This window comes from Selenihalanaerobacter shriftii (assembly GCF_900167185.1).
Taxonomy (GTDB): Bacteria; Bacillota; Halanaerobiia; order Halobacteroidales; family Acetohalobiaceae; genus Selenihalanaerobacter; species Selenihalanaerobacter shriftii.
This window is the reverse complement of record NZ_FUWM01000021.1, coordinates 1-19,147: the sequence shown is the minus strand read 5'-3', so window position 1 is coordinate 19,147 and position 19,147 is coordinate 1. Positions and strand designations below refer to the sequence as shown.

General features: G+C 30.9%; 17 protein-coding genes, 3 tRNA genes, 1 riboswitch and 1 other annotated feature. All 20 genes read left to right on the top strand.

What is annotated here, in order from left to right; all coding sequences use genetic code 11:
- Positions 1-12 precede the first annotated feature (12 nt).
- Positions 13-1,815, top strand: a complete 1,803-nt coding sequence (locus B5D41_RS11170) for a cytochrome c3 family protein (protein ID WP_078810733.1) — start codon at positions 13-15, stop codon at positions 1,813-1,815.
- Positions 1,816-2,110: 295 nt separating this feature from the next.
- The gene (locus B5D41_RS11165; RefSeq protein WP_078810732.1) at positions 2,111-2,818 is read left to right on the top strand and encodes an AzlC family ABC transporter permease; all 708 of its coding nucleotides are present in this window, start codon (positions 2,111-2,113) and stop codon (positions 2,816-2,818) included.
- A 2-nt stretch (positions 2,819-2,820) separates the two neighbouring features.
- The gene (locus tag B5D41_RS11160; protein ID WP_078810731.1) at positions 2,821-3,123 is read left to right on the top strand and encodes an AzlD domain-containing protein; all 303 of its coding nucleotides are present in this window, start codon (positions 2,821-2,823) and stop codon (positions 3,121-3,123) included.
- A gap of 111 nt (positions 3,124-3,234) precedes the next feature.
- Positions 3,235-3,328: riboswitch (cyclic di-GMP riboswitch) on the top strand.
- Between the two features lie 115 nt (positions 3,329-3,443).
- The gene (locus B5D41_RS14005; protein WP_143555708.1) at positions 3,444-5,810 is read left to right on the top strand and encodes an ATP-binding protein; all 2,367 of its coding nucleotides are present in this window, start codon (positions 3,444-3,446) and stop codon (positions 5,808-5,810) included.
- 119 nt (positions 5,811-5,929) lie between these two features.
- Positions 5,930-6,112 carry a hypothetical protein gene (locus B5D41_RS11140; RefSeq protein ID WP_078810730.1) on the top strand — a complete coding sequence of 61 codons (183 nt, stop codon included), beginning with the start codon at positions 5,930-5,932 and terminating at the stop codon, positions 6,110-6,112.
- A 154-nt stretch (positions 6,113-6,266) separates the two neighbouring features.
- Positions 6,267-6,470 carry a cold-shock protein gene (locus tag B5D41_RS11135; RefSeq protein ID WP_234983944.1) on the top strand — a complete coding sequence of 68 codons (204 nt, stop codon included), beginning with the start codon at positions 6,267-6,269 and terminating at the stop codon, positions 6,468-6,470.
- A 175-nt stretch (positions 6,471-6,645) separates the two neighbouring features.
- On the top strand, positions 6,646-7,128 hold the full coding sequence (locus B5D41_RS11130) for a cell wall hydrolase (RefSeq protein ID WP_078810728.1): 483 nt from the start codon (positions 6,646-6,648) through the stop codon (positions 7,126-7,128).
- Positions 7,129-7,144: 16 nt separating this feature from the next.
- The gene (locus tag B5D41_RS11125) at positions 7,145-8,461 is read left to right on the top strand and encodes a PepSY1/2 domain-containing protein (protein ID WP_159442947.1); all 1,317 of its coding nucleotides are present in this window, start codon (positions 7,145-7,147) and stop codon (positions 8,459-8,461) included.
- Between the two features lie 268 nt (positions 8,462-8,729).
- Positions 8,730-9,602, top strand: coding sequence for a glucose PTS transporter transcription antiterminator GlcT (glcT, locus tag B5D41_RS11120; RefSeq protein WP_078810726.1), 873 nt, complete (start codon positions 8,730-8,732; stop codon positions 9,600-9,602).
- Positions 9,603-9,620: 18 nt separating this feature from the next.
- Complete coding sequence (locus B5D41_RS11115) at positions 9,621-11,084, top strand: PTS transporter subunit EIIC (RefSeq protein WP_234983943.1); 1,464 nt, start codon at positions 9,621-9,623, stop codon at positions 11,082-11,084.
- A 91-nt stretch (positions 11,085-11,175) separates the two neighbouring features.
- Positions 11,176-11,664 carry a PTS sugar transporter subunit IIA gene (locus B5D41_RS14000; RefSeq protein ID WP_143555707.1) on the top strand — a complete coding sequence of 163 codons (489 nt, stop codon included), beginning with the start codon at positions 11,176-11,178 and terminating at the stop codon, positions 11,662-11,664.
- Positions 11,665-11,693: 29 nt separating this feature from the next.
- Positions 11,694-11,960 carry a phosphocarrier protein HPr gene (locus B5D41_RS11110; protein WP_078810725.1) on the top strand — a complete coding sequence of 89 codons (267 nt, stop codon included), beginning with the start codon at positions 11,694-11,696 and terminating at the stop codon, positions 11,958-11,960.
- Positions 11,961-11,974: 14 nt separating this feature from the next.
- The gene (ptsP, locus tag B5D41_RS11105) at positions 11,975-13,687 is read left to right on the top strand and encodes a phosphoenolpyruvate--protein phosphotransferase (protein ID WP_078810724.1); all 1,713 of its coding nucleotides are present in this window, start codon (positions 11,975-11,977) and stop codon (positions 13,685-13,687) included.
- A 170-nt stretch (positions 13,688-13,857) separates the two neighbouring features.
- Positions 13,858-13,932, top strand: a tRNA-Cys gene (locus B5D41_RS11100).
- Positions 13,933-13,965: 33 nt separating this feature from the next.
- Positions 13,966-14,055 (top strand) — tRNA-Leu (locus B5D41_RS11095).
- 26 nt (positions 14,056-14,081) lie between these two features.
- Positions 14,082-14,156 (top strand) — tRNA-Val (locus B5D41_RS11090).
- 477 nt (positions 14,157-14,633) lie between these two features.
- Positions 14,634-15,464, top strand: a complete 831-nt coding sequence (locus tag B5D41_RS11085; protein WP_078810723.1) for a hypothetical protein — start codon at positions 14,634-14,636, stop codon at positions 15,462-15,464.
- A 103-nt stretch (positions 15,465-15,567) separates the two neighbouring features.
- The gene (ytxC, locus tag B5D41_RS11080; RefSeq protein ID WP_078810722.1) at positions 15,568-16,494 is read left to right on the top strand and encodes a putative sporulation protein YtxC; all 927 of its coding nucleotides are present in this window, start codon (positions 15,568-15,570) and stop codon (positions 16,492-16,494) included.
- 65 nt (positions 16,495-16,559) lie between these two features.
- Positions 16,560-16,817: a binding site (T-box leader), on the top strand.
- 58 nt (positions 16,818-16,875) lie between these two features.
- Positions 16,876-18,789 carry a threonine--tRNA ligase gene (thrS, locus tag B5D41_RS11075; protein WP_078810721.1) on the top strand — a complete coding sequence of 638 codons (1,914 nt, stop codon included), beginning with the start codon at positions 16,876-16,878 and terminating at the stop codon, positions 18,787-18,789.
- A gap of 118 nt (positions 18,790-18,907) precedes the next feature.
- A partial coding sequence (locus tag B5D41_RS11070; RefSeq protein WP_143555676.1) for a helix-turn-helix domain-containing protein occupies positions 18,908-19,147 on the top strand: 240 nt, incomplete at its 3' end.

Genomic DNA, 19,147 nt, shown 5'->3' with positions numbered 1-19,147 from the left:
AGGAGGTTAGAAATGGACCGAACATTCAAATGGGTTATGATATTAGCATTCTTAGCAATAGGTGGTTTAATTTATGTAAATAACTTTAGAGAAACTCCATCACAACCTAAAGAACCGCCACAACAAACACAGCAAGAAGTCACCAATGGATGTATTTCCTGTCATAGTGACCAAACTGCTATGCGAAAGTCAGGTTATCCAGAATTTTATTTCACTAATGCTATAGTAAGAGAACAGAGTAAAATGCCAGGAGTTAAATGTGAGGATTGTCATTTAGGTGATTCGACGACTACTGATAAGGAGAAAGCACATGATGGTGTTTTGCGTAATATGGTGATTGGAGTTACTGATGAGTTAAAGATGCAGCCTGTAGATGAAGTAGTAGCTTTAAAACCTCGTAAAGATAAGAGAGTCAATAAATTATTACCTCATATAGAAGGTGTAAATGTATTAGGTTTAGAGTATGGTCTTAAAGAAGAGGAACTTTTAACATATGATCCAGATTTAGCTAAAAAGACTTGTGGAAAATGTCATACTAAAGAGTTTGAGGAGTATAATGCTACTCCAATGGCTGCTGCTCGTTTCCAGAGTCTATATACTGATTGGACAGCTGTTGGACCTCATAATTGTCGACCCTGGCTTGTATATAGTGAGCCGCAGAGAGGTTTATTAAAACAACAGCTAGATAAAGGTTTTTCTGAAGTCTATCAATCAGAGAATAATCAAGAACGCCTTAATGACCAGCTAGCATCTAATTTAGATTTAAAAGGATTATCAGCTACTCAACGTGCTTGTAATCGTTGTCATGCTGACTGTAACGGATGCCATTATATGCCGCAAGAAGAGAAAGGTGTACATGTTTTTAGTAAAACCCCTACAGCTATTAGCTGTTATGGTGGAGGCAGAGGGACTATCTGTCATGCAGGGCCAGAAGATAGAAGACGAGGTGCTGGTTATATTAGAGGAGATTATGCTTTTCCAGCTGGTTTACCTACCGATGTGCATAATAGTCTAGGTTTAAATTGTATAGATTGTCATCAAGGTAGTGAGAATAATAAACATAATCCTATTAGAAGAGTAGAACGAGAAGAGACTTGTGCTAATTGTCATCAAGATAAGTTTAAAAAATTACAGAATTCTACACATAAGAATTTAGTCTGTGAATCATGTCATATTCAAAAATTAGGTGGATATCAAGCTACAGTAATAGCAGCCGGCAAGACAGCGGGATTATCCTTTCCATTGACTAAACATAAACAATATTATGGTACAACTGAACGACCAATTTTAATCAAAGACCAAGAGGGGCAATGGATTCCGGTTAAACCAACACCTCATGTAGTTAATAATGTTTCTAAAGAATTTAAGTCTTCAAATAAGGTTTCATTTAGAAATATTAAGAATTATAGACCAAACTCTCATGATGCTTATTATACTATTGGCACTGTTACTGCTCCGAATGGCAGTAAATCATTATTATGGTTTCAGATGGACAAGATGTCACATGCTATTGGACCAGGTCGTTCTTGTCAAGATTGTCATGCTACAGCTCAGCAAAAATATAAGTCTCAATGGACCTATACTGGACAAGTACCAACAGAAAAAGTTAGTGGTAGTCATTGGGTAGTAGCAGATAAACAGGGTTTAAGGATAGAAGATATCCAAGTGGAAGAAGATTTTACATTAGGTAAAGGATATGAATTAGAAGATTTTGCTTACTGGGTTTATGAAGATGATTTTAAAGCTAATGGAGATTTTGCATTACCTAAGCTTAATACAACTTCTTTTGAAGGAAATCCTCATCAAGTAAAGTAGCCAATTATTAAAAAATATAATTAAAGTAATACAGATTAAGATCTCCTATTATCACTTAGGAGGTCTTAATTAAAATTAAAATAATGCTATTAAGTTTAAAAAGGATAGTAAATTAAAAGTTGAAGTTGCTTTCTTATATGATGAAGTTTTTTACCGATTTTAAGGTTAATTTTTGCCATGGAATACCTCCTGTTTGAATTCTTGTGCACTATAACATATTTTGATATAATATAAAGCATGGATTATATTGCACATGTATACATCATATTGTAACAGTAAGAAGGGAGTAAGGTCAATGGCAGCTAAGAATCTATCATTTAAAGCAGGAGTTAAAGCAGGAGTACCTATTGCTTTAGGATATATACCTATAGCAATTACTTTCGGTTTAGTGGCAAAATCAACTGGGGTACCAGATTATATTAGCATTATGATGTCACTATTAGTATTTGCTGGAGCAAGTCAATTTGTAGCAGTTAATTTACTAGCATTAAGTACAGGACACTGGCAAATCATAGTTACTACTTTGATTGTTAATTTAAGACACTTTCTAATGTCAGCATCAATGGCGCAAAGAATTAAAAAGAATACTCCTAAAGGATTAAGAGCATTATTAGCATTTGGAATTACTGATGAAACATTTTCCATAGCATCGTTACGACCTGAAAATGAATTGAGTTTTCATTTTGTATTAGGATTAAACTTAGTTAGTTATAGTAGTTGGGTTTTAGGAACTGCCGGAGGAGTCTTCTTAGGTATGGGATTACCACAAACACTTCAAACTAGCATGGGAATTGCTCTTTATGCTATGTTCATTGGGATATTAGTTCCTAATTTAAAGAAATCTTATGCAATCTTAATTGTATCTTTGATTACAGTAGTAATTAATACTTTTTTAAGTTGGACTTCATTTTTTAGCAGTATTTCAACAGGATGGAGAGTAGTAATCACAACTATATTAGCATCGGCACTTGGAAGCTATTTCTTTCCTAAGGAGGCGGTTTAGTAATGGAAAATTTAATAGTTTTAATAATTGGTATGGCTGTGGTTACTTATGTCCCTCGGATGTTACCTATTGTTTTATTACAAGATATGGAGTTACCTAATTCTTTGCGGAGATTTTTAGAGTTTATTCCGTTTGCAGCCATAGGTGCATTGATTTTTCCGGGAATTTTATCATCTACTGGAAGTAAAGAATCAGCAATTATTGGTGGAATAGTTGCAATCAGTTTAGCTATTTTTGAAATCAATTTATTATTAATAGTAGTTAGTAGTATTTTTGGAGTCTTTTTCTGGGAAATAACATTTTGATTATTCAATTATTTAGATAAAAATGCAGGAATTTACTGTTAGAGTATATAAATAAAGTAATATGGAAAATATTACTAAAATATAATATTGTTTTTAAAAGATTATATTAATCCTCGAAAATGGCACATCTATTGAAAGATAGGGTCGCAAAGAGTTAAATCTAAGGCAAGATCTTTGATTTTGTTATGATTGTTAACTTGTCGAAGGGAATAGGTTCTAAAGATGTTAAGATTATTTTAGAAGTATTAAGCCTTATTTCTCTTAGATATGCTAAAAGAGGAATAAGGTTTATTCTATTTATAAAAAAAGGAGGTGAATTTATGAAAGGTGTTTTCAATAAAATACAAGCTAGTATTAAGAATAAATTAATAATATTATTTTTAATACTATTATCAATAGCTATAATTACTATAAGTTATTTAGAATTAAAAACAACAAAAGAAATAATAAAACATAATTTTATTAAAAAGACTATTCATGAAATTGAACAAGCTGATAATATGATTAACCTATATCTTCAAACTTTAAAAGAAGACTGTAAGATGTTAGCAACAAATCCTATTATTCAGAATCTTAACCAGCAAACTTCTACTTCTTATGTGAATAAATCAACAAATCAGGCATTACAAAGGATTAGTCCCAATCCAAAGCTTCATAGACTATTTAAAAATTTCATTGAATCACATTCTAAGTTATCATATGTATATATTACAACTAAAAATGGAAGTTATATACAGTGGCCTAAAAAAGTAAATGTAAATAATTATAATCCCAAAACAAAGCCTTTTTATAAAAAAGCTATAAAGAATAAAGAAGATGTAATCATAACAGATCCTTACTATCAGTCTTTCAACAAATCATTTAATATTAGTTTAGCTACAACAATTGATAATGATCATGGAAAAACTATAGGAGTTCAAGGGATGGATATTAAACTAGATAGTTTAGTAAGGATAGTAGAGGATATTAAAATTAAGGACACAGGATATATAATTCTAGCTACTGATGAAGGAATTATTTTAGCAAATCCTAAAAGACCAGAATTAAACTTTCAGGATATCAGCAGCCTTGAAATTGAAGAATTAAATAATATAAAGGAAATGCAAAAAGCCAATTTTGAAACAGTTATGAATAATAAGGGGTATTTTATCAGTCTATATACTTCTCCTCAGACTAATTTAAAATTTATATCAATAATTGAAAAGGCTGAGTTGATGAAAATTTCAAATCAAATATCCAAAGTAATATTTTGGATAATACTTATAGTTGTAATTGCTATTATAATACTTAATATAATTTTAACTAATAAATGCTTACAACCTTTAACTATAGTTACTAATTTTGCTCAGAATATTTCTAATAATTTTAGTGATGATAAGTTGAGTATTTCATCATTAGAAGTAAATTCTAATGATGAAATAGGAGAATTAGCAATAGCTCTTAATAAGATGCAAGATAGATTATATAATAGGGTAACCAGATTGAATGAAACAAATGAAAAGTTATATAAAAAAAAGAAAGAGTTACAAAAATATTTTGATATTTCAGAGGTCATATTTTTAGTTTTAAATCAAGATAAAGAAGTAACTTTAATTAATAAAAAAGGATGTGAAATCCTAGGATATTCTCAAGAAGAAATTATAGGTAAAGATTGGTTTAATAATTTTGTTAAAAAAGGAGATTTAAAATTAAGATCACTATTTACTGAAATGATAAATGAAAATCCAGAGGCCATTAAATGTTGTGAAAGTGAAATCATAACTAACGAAGGTGAATTCCGAAAAATAAGTTGGCATAATACGATTTTAAGAGATAAGAATGGTGGTTTTCAAGAAATGGTTAGTTCAGGTATAGATATTACTGAAAAAGAATTATTAAAGGCGGAACTTAAAAGTAAAGAATTGAAGACTGAATTTTTTGCTAGTTTATCACATGAATTAAAAACACCGTTAAACATTATATTTTCTGCCTTAAAGATGTTGGACTTATATTTGAATAAAAAGGCAGATTTAGAAGAAAGTAAACAGATTAATAGATATTTAAATATGATTAATCAAAATGGTTATAGAGTTTTAAGATTAGTAAATAATTTAATAGATATTAATAAAATAAATAATAATTCATTTGAATTAGATTTGCAGGATTATGATATAGTAGAGGTTATTAAAGAGATAGTCGATTCAGTTAAAGATTATATAGAGAATAAAGATAGGGTATTACATTTTAATATAGATGTTAATAAAAGAGTAATAGCTTGTGACCCATTTAATATTGAAAGAATCATGTTAAACCTCTTATCTAATGCTGTTAAATTTACAGATGAAGATGATATAATATCAGTTAATATCAAAGAGCAAGAAGAAAATATTATGATTTCAGTTAAAGATACAGGGGTAGGCATTCCAGAAGCAAAGCAAGACGTAATATTTAAAAGATATGGACAAGCAGATAAATCGCTTATAAGGAATAGTGAAGGAAGTGGAATTGGATTATCTATTGTTAAATTACTTGTAGAAATGCATGATGGTGGGATTAGAGTAGAGAGTGAATATGGAAAAGGAAGTGAATTCATTGTAAAACTACCAGTTAAAAGAATATCAGAAGAGAAATTAAAAGAGGATTATAGGTATGCGAGTCAAAGTCTTGATAGTAGAATAGGTATAGAATTCTGTGATGTAAGTAGATAAAGAATTATAAAAAGCTACCATTTTGGTGTTTTTTTACTTAATTTGCAGGTAAATGTTAAAAGATGAAGAATAGAATAATTAAAAGGGATGCTAATAGCAAGGAGGAATGAATATATCATATGGATGCTAAAAATCAACAAGAGGTTATAAAGAGGGCGATAAAAGAGAGAAGTGTTAGAGGAAGTCTAGAATGTGAAGTAGCTCAAGAGATTGCTTCAGAATTAGAAGTAGAACCAATGAAAGTTGGAGAAGTAGCTAAAGGCTTAAATCTTACATTAAAGAACTGCAAAGGTAAGTGTTAATTTTAGTTATTAATGGAATTTATATAACATAATTTATTTATATTTTTCTGGACATAAGAGCTATTCTATGTTACAATATTTTATGGAATGGTCAATAGTTTTCTAGAAATATTGGCGAAAAATATGATCTTTAAATTTTATGGAGGGATTTTTAGTGACATTAACTGGAACAGTAAAGTGGTTTGATGCTAAGAAAGGATATGGATTTATTGAGAGCGAAGAAGGAGACGATATTTTTGTACACTTCTCTGCAATCGAAGAAGAAGGATTCAAAGCTTTAGAAGATGGACAAGAAGTAGAATTTGGAATCGTTGAGGGAGAAAAAGGTCCTCAAGCTGAAAACGTAACTAAATTATAATCTATAAATTGGTTAGTGAACTTCTTGAAAGAATAAATTGAATCCAAAGCCTAGGCAGATATCTGCCTAGGCTTTTTTTATTCTTAATAAAAATAGAGATTTAAGAATAAAAAAAATTAAATCGCAAAAAGTATATACAGTAGGAATTAAAATTAAAAAAAGTGGAGGTGGTGAAATGAAAAAAAAGAAGGTTATAGTAATTTTGATTTTTTTCTTAGTCATAGGTGGATGGTTACTAACTACTCAATTACGAAATCAAATAAAACCTACTCAGAATAGACAAGCACCAGACTTTTGGAGTTTAGCTCCTGATACTAGATTAATGGCAAGAACTATTTCTGCTGAAGCTAGAGGAGAACTGTATCAAGGTCAAGTGGCAGTAGGAGCTGTAATCATGAATCGCGTTCAAGATTCCAGGTTTCCAAATACAGTAGCAGGGGTGATATATCAACCATGGGCTTTTACAGCTGTTGCTTACGGTCAAATTTGGAATCATACTCCTAATAGTACAACAGTTAGAGCTACTATGGATGCAATGTCTGGATGGGATCCTAGTTATGGAGCGGTATATTATTATAACCCAGTAAAAGTAACATCTAATTGGATTTTCTCTAGAGACACAATTAGAACTCTTGGTAAGCACGTTTTTGCTCGTTAAGGAAGGAGGGATATTTTTGAAACGTAACTTTCTCATTTTATTTCTAGTTATAACTTTATCAGTAGTAGGGTATTGGGGATTCAAAACTAACCGAATCTTAGCCCAATGGGAATTGCAAGCTGAGAATCAATATAGAAATGCTTTTCAAGAATTAAATACTCATCTTAATTCTTTAGAAGGCGAATTAGCTACTGCTTTAGTAACTAAATCTAATGAACGTAGATTGGTTAAGTTAAATAATATCTGGCGAGATGCTTTTGCTGCTCAAGAAGATTTAGGAGAGTTACCGATTGCAGGTGCATCTTTAGTTGAACTTAAGAATCTATTAGCTAAGTTAGAGACTTATACATATAGGTTATCTCAAGAAAATATAAATCAGAACTTATCTAGCAAGGATTGGGATACTCTTAATCAATTACATAAGCAGGTTAAAGTAACAGCTACTGATTTAGAAAATGTTCACAACAAAATTGAAAAAGAAAAATTTAGATGGTCAAAGCAAAGACATATAATCTTAGAAGAAAAAGATTTAGATAGTAACTCAATCTTAAGTAGTCTACAAATTTTAGATAAGAAGTTAAATCTAACTCAAGGTGACTTAAAACTAACACAAAAGTCAGTTGATGACTTTTTATTGCAGTTAGGAAAAGTAAAAGAAGAAAAAATTGAGGATAATGAAGCCATAGATATAGCTCAAAACTTTTTGGGGGCTAGAAGTAGAAATTTTAACTTTAAATTAGCTGAAAATCAAGTTGAAAGCAAGAATATAATTACTGTAGCTGCTGATTCAGGAGATCTAAATAAACATCAAATTATTTTTGATATTAGTAGAATTCAAGGCGAAGTAATTTGGTTTTTAGAAAATAGAGATTATGATGATCCAGAGATAGATTCTAATCAAGTTAAAAAGTTTGCCCAAGACTTTGTTAACCAAAATAATTATGATGATTTAGTAATTACAGGAGTTGATATGACGAGAGATATTGGTACAGTGAATTTAGTTCCAAAGATGAAAAATGTATTAATCTATCCACAAGAAGTTAGAGTAAAGGTCGCTTTAGATAATGGCGATATTATAGGGTTTAATGGACGTCAGCTTTTATCTAATAGAAATATAGCTATTAATTTAAAACCTGAATTAAGTTTAGAAGAAGCTAAAAAGAGGGTTAATCAACGCCTAGACTTAAAGAAAAATAATTTAGTAGTAATTAGAAATGACAGAGGAAAAAATGTATTAAGCTATGAATTTATTGGTCAACTTAAGAAGGATCAATATAAAATATATATCAATGCTGAGACCGGTAGAGAAGAAAAAGTAATCAAATTTTCTTAAAACTTGACAAAAATCGTCAAAAGTTTTATAATAAAGATAACAAAATAATAATTTACTCTTCATCTAGTGTGTTACTGATGAGCAGGCATTAACTAGGAAGGGGTACTATATATCTTTGAAGTGGTCTAACTTTGGAGATAGCCAGTACCCTTTCCTAGTTTTTTTATTTGCACCTACTTTTTCCATGTTAAATTTAAATGTTAATTAGTTTATTTTATCTAATTCGGGAAACATAGAATTATAGAGAATAATATAGGAGGCAGAATAGATGTTAAGCTCTGATCAGAGTTCAAATCCTAATTACCGAATTGAGAAAATTCTAAATAATAATGTAATACTAGCTAGTATTAATAGTGAAGAAGAGATAATAGTAATTGGAAAGGGATTAGGCTTTAATAGTTCAATAGGTGATGTAATATCAGCAGATGATTCTAGGATTAATAAGACTTTTATAGCCATAGATGAAGAGAATAAGAATAAATATCAAAAACTAGTGGAAACTGTTGATGAAGAGGTAATAGGTGTAACTGAAGATATTATAGTCATGGCTAGTGAAAAATTAGATAATGAATTAGATGAACATATTCATATCGCTTTAGCAGATCATATTCAATTTGCTCTTAAACGTTTAAATGAGGGTTTGAAGATTTCAAATCCTTTTCAGACTGAAATTCAAACATTATATACCAAAGAGTATAGTGTAGCCAAAGAGGCAGCTGCCTTAATTGAAAAAAGATTAGAAATTAAATTACCTATAGAAGAAGTGAGTTTTATAACTTTACATTTACATGCAGCTAGAAATAATCTTGGTGTTTCTAAAACTGTTAAGCATACTTCTTTAATTAAAGAAATGGTAGATATAATTGAACAGGAATTGGCTATTAATTTGACTAAGGAGAGTTTAAATTATGCTCGATTAATTACTCATTTAAGGTTTGGTTTAAGAAGGATTGAAGAAGGAGAACCAAATCATAATCCTATTTTAGATAAAATTAAAAAGGACTTTATTTCATCATATAGATTGGCAGAGCAGTTAGCTTTAATGATTAAAGAAAGATTAAATCTAGATGTATCAGATGATGAAATAGGTTACATTGCTTTACATTTACAAAGATTAAAGAAGAATGTTGAATATAATTAAAACTAAAGGAGGAAATTAATGATGAAGAGTTTATTTAGGTATTTACAAAAGGTTGGAAAATCATTAATGTTACCTGTTTCTGTTCTACCAGCAGCTGGAATTTTAGTAGCCATTGGGCGGGTAATTTCTGAAAATCCAGGTCTATTAGGTGGAGTTGGACAAGTAATGTTTTCTGGTGGAATATCTATCTTTGAGAATTTACCGCTTATATTTGCTATAGGAGTTGCTATTGGATTTGCTGGTGAGGCTGTAGCTGGACTAGCTGCTGGAGTAGGATATTCAGTTTTAGCTAAAGTAATTGGAGTTATGGGAACTGATATTATAGATATTGCTTCTAAGACTGGTGGAAATATTGAAGAGATAAATACAGGTGTATTTGGGGGAATTATTATTGGATTTGTAGCAGCTGAATTGTATAAACGTTATCATCAGACTAAGCTACCTCCATATTTAGGTTTCTTTGCTGGTAAACGGTTGGTACCAATCTTAACTTCATTTGCCGCTTTTATAGTTGGTATATTATTAGCATTTATTTGGCCGCCGATTCAAATCCAGATTAACAATTTTGCTCGCTGGGCAATTCAATCTCCATTAGGACCGGCTTTATATGCAGCAGGTAAAAGAGCTTTAATTCCTGTTGGCTTGCATCATGTATATTATCCACCATTTTTATATGAATTTGGTCGTTTTGTAACAGAATCTGGTGAAGTATTAAGAGGAGAAGCTGCTAGATATTTTGCTGGTGATCCAACTGCTGGAAAGTTTATGGCTGCTGAATATCCAATAATGTTATTTGGTCTACCAGCTGCATGTTTAGCTATGTTTTTACGAGCTAAACCAGACAAAAGAAAAGCAGTGGCAGGAATCATGTCTACAGCTGCTATAACTTCATTCTTAACAGGTATTACAGAACCGATTGAATTTTCATTTATCTTTGTAGCACCGGCTCTTTATGTATTTCATGTAATAGGTGCATTTCTTGCTGGGTTATTGACTAACTTTTTTGGAATTCGTTTAGGATATACATTTTCTGCTAGTTTTATTGATTATATTTTAGGGATCAGTAATGCAGGTAACCCGTGGAAGTTTTGGCTAATAGTTGGTCCTATTATTGGAGTACTATATTTTGTAGTATTTTACTTTGGTATTAAGTGGTTTAATTTTGAAACTCCAGGTCGGGGAAGTTCAGGACAAGCTGATGATGCTCTAGAAGGGGTTATGTCTAACCCTGGAGAAGAAAAGGAAGATAGTAAGGCGGCATCTGTATTAGAAGCATTAGGTGGCGCAGAGAATATTGAAGATATAGATGCATGTATTACTAGATTAAGGACTAATTTAGTAGATGGTGACAAAGTTGATCAAGATAGGTTAAAACAATTAGGTGCCTCTGGAGTAATGGATGCCGGTGGTGGTAATGTGCAAGTTGTATTTGGTCCAGAGTCAGATGCGCTAAAAGACGAAATTAAGAAATTATTAGATTAGTAATCAGTGTCAGTGTGAGTTGTCAGTATTTATATTAAATTAAACTGACAACCGACACTGACTACTGACAACTACACAAGGAGGAGCTTGTATGTTTAATATCTTTAAGAAGGAAAAGAAGTCAATGCCTATAATCAAATCACCGTTGACAGGAAGAATAATAGATTTAGAAGAAGTACCTGATCAAGTCTTTGCTAATCGGGTAGTTGGTGATGGAATAGCAATAGAACCGACTGATAATATATTATATTCTCCGGTTGAAGGAGAAATCAAACAGCTTTTTCCAACCATGCATGCTGTTGGAATTGAAACAAAAGAAGGATTAGAAGTATTACTCCATATCGGTATTAATACAGTTGAGTTAGATGGAGAAGGATTTAGCAAATTTGTTTCTCAAGGTGATCAAATAAAAGAAGGGACTAAATTGATTGAGTTTGATTTAGATTATATAGAGAAAAATGCAACATCTACAGTAACACCAATTTTAATTACTAATTTAGAAGATAGTCAAGAAATTGAGCTAATTGCAGATTCAGAGGTTGAAGTAAGTACAGAATTATTCAAAGTAATTGAGACTTAAAATGACCGATTTTAAAGGAGGTTTCATAAATGTTAGAAAAACAAATTACTGTAAAGAATGAAACAGGTATTCATGCTAGACCAGCATCATTATTAGTACAGACTGCTAATGAATTTAATGCAGATATTAAATTAGTAAAGGACGGCCAAGAGGTTAATGCTAAAAGCATTATGGGGGTTATGAGTTTAGGAGTTAATAGTAATACTCAAATAACTATTAAAGCAGATGGCGATGATTCTAAAGAGGCTGTAGATGCAATAATAGATCTAATTGAAAATAACTTTAATGAAGAATAAAAAGGAGGAATACTATGTTTGCTGGAATTGCAGCTTCCCCAGGAATTGCAATCGGTAAAGTGTTAAAACTTCAAGAGGTTGATTTAACATATGATAAAATAGAAATTAATAAAGAAGAAGTAGAGAATGAAAAAGATAGATTTCATCAAACTATAAAAGAGACTAAAGAGCAATTGCAAGCTATTAAAGATAGGGCAGAGCGGGAATTAGGTGCAGATAAAGCAGAAATATTTCAAGCTCATCTTCTAGTTTTAGAGGATCCTGAGTTGATTAATAGAGTTGAAAATAAGATTGAAGAAGAATTACAGAGTGCGGAAGCTAGTTTAGAAGCAGTTGTTCAAATGTTTGTTACTACTTTTTCTAATTTAGAAGATGAATATATGCAGGAAAGAGCAGCAGATATTCAAGATGTAGGAACCAGAATTTTAAAAAACTTATTAGGAATAGAGATTAAATCATTGGCTGAAATAGATGAACCTGTTATTTTAATGGCTAGAGATTTAACGCCTTCCGATACGGCACAAATAGATAAAGGAAAAGTTTTAGGTTTTGCAACTGAAGCAGGCGGAAGGACTTCTCATACTGCCATTATGGCCAGATCTTTAGAAATACCATCTGTAGTAGGTTTAGGTGATATTTTAGCAAAGACTAAAAAAGGTGATAAAGTCATTGTTGATGCGTTAAATGGAAAGTTAATTATTAATCCTACTTCAAAAGAATTGGCTAAATATGAGGCGAAGAAAGAAGAATATGCAAAAAGAAAAGAAGAATTAGCTGAGCTAAAAAATCTACCTGCTGAAACTAAAGACGGTCATCGAGTAGAAGTGGCAGCCAATATTGGAACTCCTAAAGATGTTCCTGGTGTATTAAGGAATGGTGGTGAAGGTATTGGTTTATATCGAACAGAGTTCTTATATATGGATAGAAAGTCCTTGCCAACTGAAGAAGAGCAATTTAATGCCTATAAAGAAATATCTAAAAAATTAGAAAATAGACCGGTAATTATTCGGACTTTGGATATTGGTGGGGATAAAGAATTATCATATTTAGACTTACCAGAGGAAATGAATCCATTTTTAGGATATAGAGCTATTAGAATCTGTTTAGATAGACCTGATATCTTTAAAACTCAATTAAGAGCTATTTTAAGAGCGTCAGCATATGGTAATATTAAAATTATGTACCCAATGATCTCTTCAATAGAGGAACTAAGAGCTGCTAATGCAGTTCTAGAAGAAGTGAAAACTGATTTAAAAGAAGAGGAAGTAGAATTTGATGAAGAACTTGAAGTGGGTATGATGATGGAAGTACCAGCAGCAGCTATGACTGCTGATATTTTAGCTAAAGAGGCTGATTTCTTTAGTATAGGGACTAATGATTTAATTCAATATACTACAGCGGTTGATAGAATGAATGAAAATATTTCTAAGTTATATAAACCATTCCACCCGGCAATTCTACGCTTAATAAAACGGATTATAGATGCAGCACATAAAGAGAATAAGTGGGTAGGAATGTGTGGAGAGATGGCTGGTGATGCAAGATTAGCACCTGTTTTATTAGGTTTTGGACTAGATGAATTCAGTATGAGTGCTATATCTATTCCAGAAGTAAAAGAGATTATTAGATCATTGACTTTGACTCAAACTGAAGAAATAGCAGATGATGTTTTGCAGTTAGAAACAGCTGCAGAAATTATAGAATATTTAGATGATAAATTAGAATAATTAAAAAACATATATGAGAGAAAAAAAGAAATAAGGTTAGGATTAAAGAGTAAGATTCAGCTAATCAACTTTAATCAGCTTGCTGTGCTTTTGACTATTTGCTACTTATTATATATACTTATTTGTGTCGAGAGAGAAAAAGAATTAAATCATTAAAGCACAGCAAGCATGGTGGCATAGCCAAGTTGGTAAGGCAGAGGACTGCAAATCCTTTATCCCCGGTTCGAGTCCGGGTGCCACCTCCAAAAAATATCTTTAAAAATATTTTCAAATATCTTGCCGGGGTGGCGGAATTGGCAGACGCATCGGACTTAAAATCCGATGGGCCTTTAGTGCCCGTGTGGGTTCGAGTCCCACCCCCGGCACCATTTTGTATATAAGTACTTTTTTATATGCGGACATAGCTCAGGGGGAGAGCGCTACGTTGACATCGTAGAGGCCGATGGTTCGATCCCATCTGTCCGCACCATTTAAAAATTATATCATCTAAAATGCTAGAGCCTTTGAAGGCTCTTTTTTTATTTATATAACTAATAATTTTCAAATGAAATTAGAAAATACAGTAAAGTAGAATGATAATAAATTCAGAAAAGTGTGATTAGTTACACAGATTACCAATTAAATATCTGTTAAGATTTAATTAAGTTACATATGAAAAAGGGGGAAACAATACCATTTAATAATAAAAACCCCTGAAACGTCCCCTTTTTATCACCTCTTGTATTGTTTCCTCCATAATTATATATATTTATAATTTAGCCTTTTGAGGAAGATTAGAGCATACTTATGTTTTGGTCTTCCTCAAAAAAATTCAAATCAAAAAAAATATTTTTTTGATTTGAATTTTTTTAATCTAATATTATATCGATAAATTTAAGTATATCATTTTTCAAAAGTGATATAATACAAAAAAGGAAATGTAAGAATTATTGAGGTGATAAAATAGATGTTAAAATTTAATTGGAAGTTATTAGTTATATTAATGCTAGCCTTTAGTCTAGTATTTGCTTTAATAGGTTGTAGTCAACAAAAATCTAAAAATCAATCTCAATCTAATAAAAATCAAGAGAAGTCCGTACCGAACAGTTTAATTGCAGTTGATGATAAATTAAAAGAATTAATTGATCAATTAAGAGTAATTAGACAGATGAAAGAAAAGAAAAAAGAATTAAAAACAGATTCGAAAGAAGGTTCAAAAAAAGAAGAAGCTAATTCAGAAGATCAAAAGTTAGGTGAAAAATTTAAATCTATTACTAATAAAGACTTTAAGAAAGAATGGTCTAAAGCTGAGGAACTTGTACGACAAGTAAATAAACAATGGAATAATTATGAAGTTACTGCTCAAAAAGATAATGCAGATCAATTAGTAATTAGGCAATTTAAAGATAATCTTAATAAATCTATTGAGGCAGTTAAAGACAATAATACACAAAAATCACTAGTAAATTCTAATAAATTAAATTTAGACTTAGTACCATTCTTTAAATTATATAAAACTAAAAAACCTGTTGAATTACGAGAACTACAGTTTTATGGTCAAGAGATATTATTTTTGAAAGATAAATGGAATAAGAAAAAAGAGGATATAAATAAAAGTAAAGAAGTACTTCCTCGTTTAAAGAGTAAAATTAAAAAAAAGAAAATATCTCAAGATAAATTTAGTAAATTAAAAAATTCTATTTTAGATTTAGAGGAAGTAATACAACAAAAAAAAGATAAATTAGTCGATGTTAAAGCTAGGGTTATGTTAGACAATATTAAAGGTTTTAAGCAATAATTTTAAATGGCAGATATATTTTCATCGCTTTCATTTTAATCACTGTATACTACTTTAGCTCGAGACATATAATAGTGATACATGAGAAAGGGGTGAAAGTTAGATGCGCAATATTTCTATTGTGACTGCATTTTGTGCTGACCAAATTAGAGATAGATTGAGCTTTGAAAAAAGATTCTTAGTTGAAGAGGGTATTAATGTTAATATTGATGAAAGAGAACAGGGGGATTTAACCTTCTTTAAGTGTAATATAAATAATATAGATGAGTTCATGTCAAATGAAGATATTTCTCGGCTAAATTTTGAAGAATTATTTAAAGATTATATTATAAGTGCGCTTGCTGATATAATTGTTAATGATTTAGAAGTAATATTGATTGACCAAATTATTAATAATCAGTGTCAAGATTATGCTCAAGATGAACAAAAGTTCATCTATAAATTGGCTTTAGATAAATTGAATCTATTGAAAGAGAAAGAAGATGAAACATTTCTTTCTCAAATGAATAAGAAGAATAGAATTAAGTTAGAATTAAGTCATTATTTAGATATAAATGATAAAATTATTCTAGAAGGTTTTATTAGGTTTAGATTAAAAGACTACTTTAAAGAGTTAGTAGTTGCTGTAGAGTGTGCTAAAGATGACTTTATGATGGAAAAAGAATATGAAGAATTTATAAACTTATTACGATATTTTGTAGACATTCAAGAACCACAGGTAAAACTAGTCCATGTAGTTAAAGATTCAAAGTCAGGTTATAAGCTATTAGATGATTCTCATGAGATAATTCAAAATGAATATTTACAAGGCTTTGTGTTAGAAATGGTAGATGATGAACTTCATTATGAAGATTTATTGATTAGTGCTTTAATTACAGTAGCTCCAAAGAAGATTAAGTTACATTTAAAAGAAGATAGTGATGTAGTAGAAACAGTAAAAAATGTGTTTAATGATAAAGTAGTGACATGTCAAGGCTGTGAGTATTGTAATAAGGCTTCTGTTAATAAAGTTTTAGAGAGTGAAAGGTAAAATTAAGTAAATAAAACTTGACAGATATTGAATTAAAAGTTATAATGATTTTAAATGAAATATTATTAAAGACTATGAAGAGGACGAGTAGGTTAAGAATTATTTTTATAGAGAATGAAAGCCATCGGTTGGAAGCTTTCTAAAATAATTTAACTGAAAACCACCTCTGAGTTGGTTCCAGAAAGTTATGCGAGTATGGTAACCCGGAAAATATAATTTCGTTATTTAAAAGGAGATTATCTAATTAGTAAAATTTTTAAGCAATTTATTAATAAATTAGATAAACTAGAGTGGAATCGCGAATAATACCTTTCGTCTCTAAATTAGAGATGAAAGGTTTTTTTATTTTATAAAATAAATTTCTAAAGGAGAGATGATGAAATGAGTGAAGTAAATGTAACTTTACCTGATGGTTCAGTTTTGAATTTCCCAGCAGGAACTACTGTTAAAGAAGTTGCGTTTGATATTGGTCCTAGACTAGGCAAAGCTTCAGTTGCAGGAGTAATTAATGGAGATAAGGTTGATTTAGACTATCCAATTAAAGATGATGTAGACTTAGAGATAATTACGATTGATTCTGAGGAAGGGCTAGAAATTTATCGACATAGTATTGCTCATATTATGGCACAAGCTGTAAAGCGTGTGTTTGGTAAAGATGATGTAGAATTGGCTATAGGGCCGGCTATTGATGATGGTTTTTATTATGATTTTGATTTAGATGAAAATCTTTCTGACAATGACATAGAGAAGATAGAAGAAGAGATGAATAAGATTATCAAAGATGATTTAGAATTTAAAAGAATTGAATTAAGTAAAGAAGAAGCGATTGAAAAGATGAAAGAGATGGAAGAAGATTATAAAGTAGAAATGTTAGAAGAATTTAAAGATGATAAGATGACATTTTATCGGCAAGGTGATTTTGTAGATCTTTGTCGCGGACCGCACTTGCCTTCTACTGGTAAAGTTAAAGCATTTAAATTATTAAATGTAGCCGGTGCTTATTGGCGTGGAGATGAGAATAATAAGATGTTACAAAGAATATATGGTACTGCTTTTCCTAAGAAGTCAGAATTAGAAGAGCACTTGCATAGGTTAGAAGAGGCTAAAAAGCGTGACCATCGTAAACTAGGAAAAGAACTAGATTTATTTAGTTTACAAGAAGAAGGTCCAGGGTTTCCATTCTTCCATCCAAAAGGAATGGTTATTTGGAATCAATTAGAAAATTTCTGGAAAGAAGAACATAGCAAAAGAGGCTACCAACAGATTAAGACTCCTATTATCTTAAACCAACAGTTATGGAAACAGTCAGGACATTGGGATCATTATCAAGAGAATATGTACTTTACTGAAATAGATGAAGATGATTATGCAGTAAAGCCAATGAATTGCCCAGGGTCTGTATTAGTATATAAGAATCAGATGCATAGTTATCGTGACTTTCCAATTAGAATGGGTGAATTAGGATTAGTACATCGTCATGAAAGATCTGGTACTTTACATGGATTAATGAGAGTAAGGTCTTTTACTCAAGACGATGCCCATATATTTATGTTACCATCGCAAATTAAAGATGAATTAACAGAAGTTATTGATTTAATCGATTACTTCTATAATGTCTTTGGGTTTAAGTATCATGTAGAGTTAAGTACTAAACCAGAAAAGGCTATGGGTTCTGATGAATTATGGGAAGAGGCAACTGATGCTTTAAAAGATGCTATTGTAGCTAATGATTTAGATTATACAATTAATGAAGGAGACGGTGCATTTTATGGACCGAAGATAGATTTTCATCTTGAAGATTGTTTAGGTCGTACTTGGCAGTGTGGAACTATTCAGTTAGATTTCCAAATGCCAGAACGTTTTGATTTAACATATGTTGGTGAAGATGGAGAGGAACATAGACCTGTTATGATTCATCGAGTAGTATTTGGAAGCTTAGAAAGATTCATTGGAATTCTAATTGAACATTTTGGAGGTGCATTCCCTAATTGGTTAGCTCCAATCCAAACTGAAATTATTCCAATTACAGATGACCATTTAGATTATGCTTATGAAGTAAAAGAAGAGCTAGCTGAAGCAGGAATCAGAGTAGAGGTGGATGCGAGACAAGAAAAAGTAGGATATAAGATTAGACAAGCACAAGTTCAACAGATTCCGTATATGTTAATAGTAGGGGATAATGAAGTGGAAGCAAAGACAGTTTCAGTTCGTGAACGGCGTGAAGGTGATTTAGGAGAAGATAAAGTTAATGACTTTAAAGAGAAGATCTTAAAAGAAATAGAAAATAAATCTTAGCTAGTAAAAAAATGGTGCATTGTATAATTAAATGCACGGGCTAATAAAAAAATGACACATACTTGTTCCTCTGATAAAATGTTAAGTAACCACACTTAAACATTAAGGAGGCACAAATATGCGTCAAAGTAATTATATCATAGAAAGAGAAAAAGGGAAACATTTAAAACTAGGAGCTCGTAAGATTATTGCTCATTTATATAATAAGCAAAATAAAAATTATAGTGAAATAGCCCGAGAAATGAACTGTCATAGGACAACAATAAGCCGAGAAATAAAAAAGGGTTTAACTACTTTTAAAAACGCAGATTGGTCTGATAGAGAAGTTTATGTGCCAGAAATAGCCCAAGGGGTATAT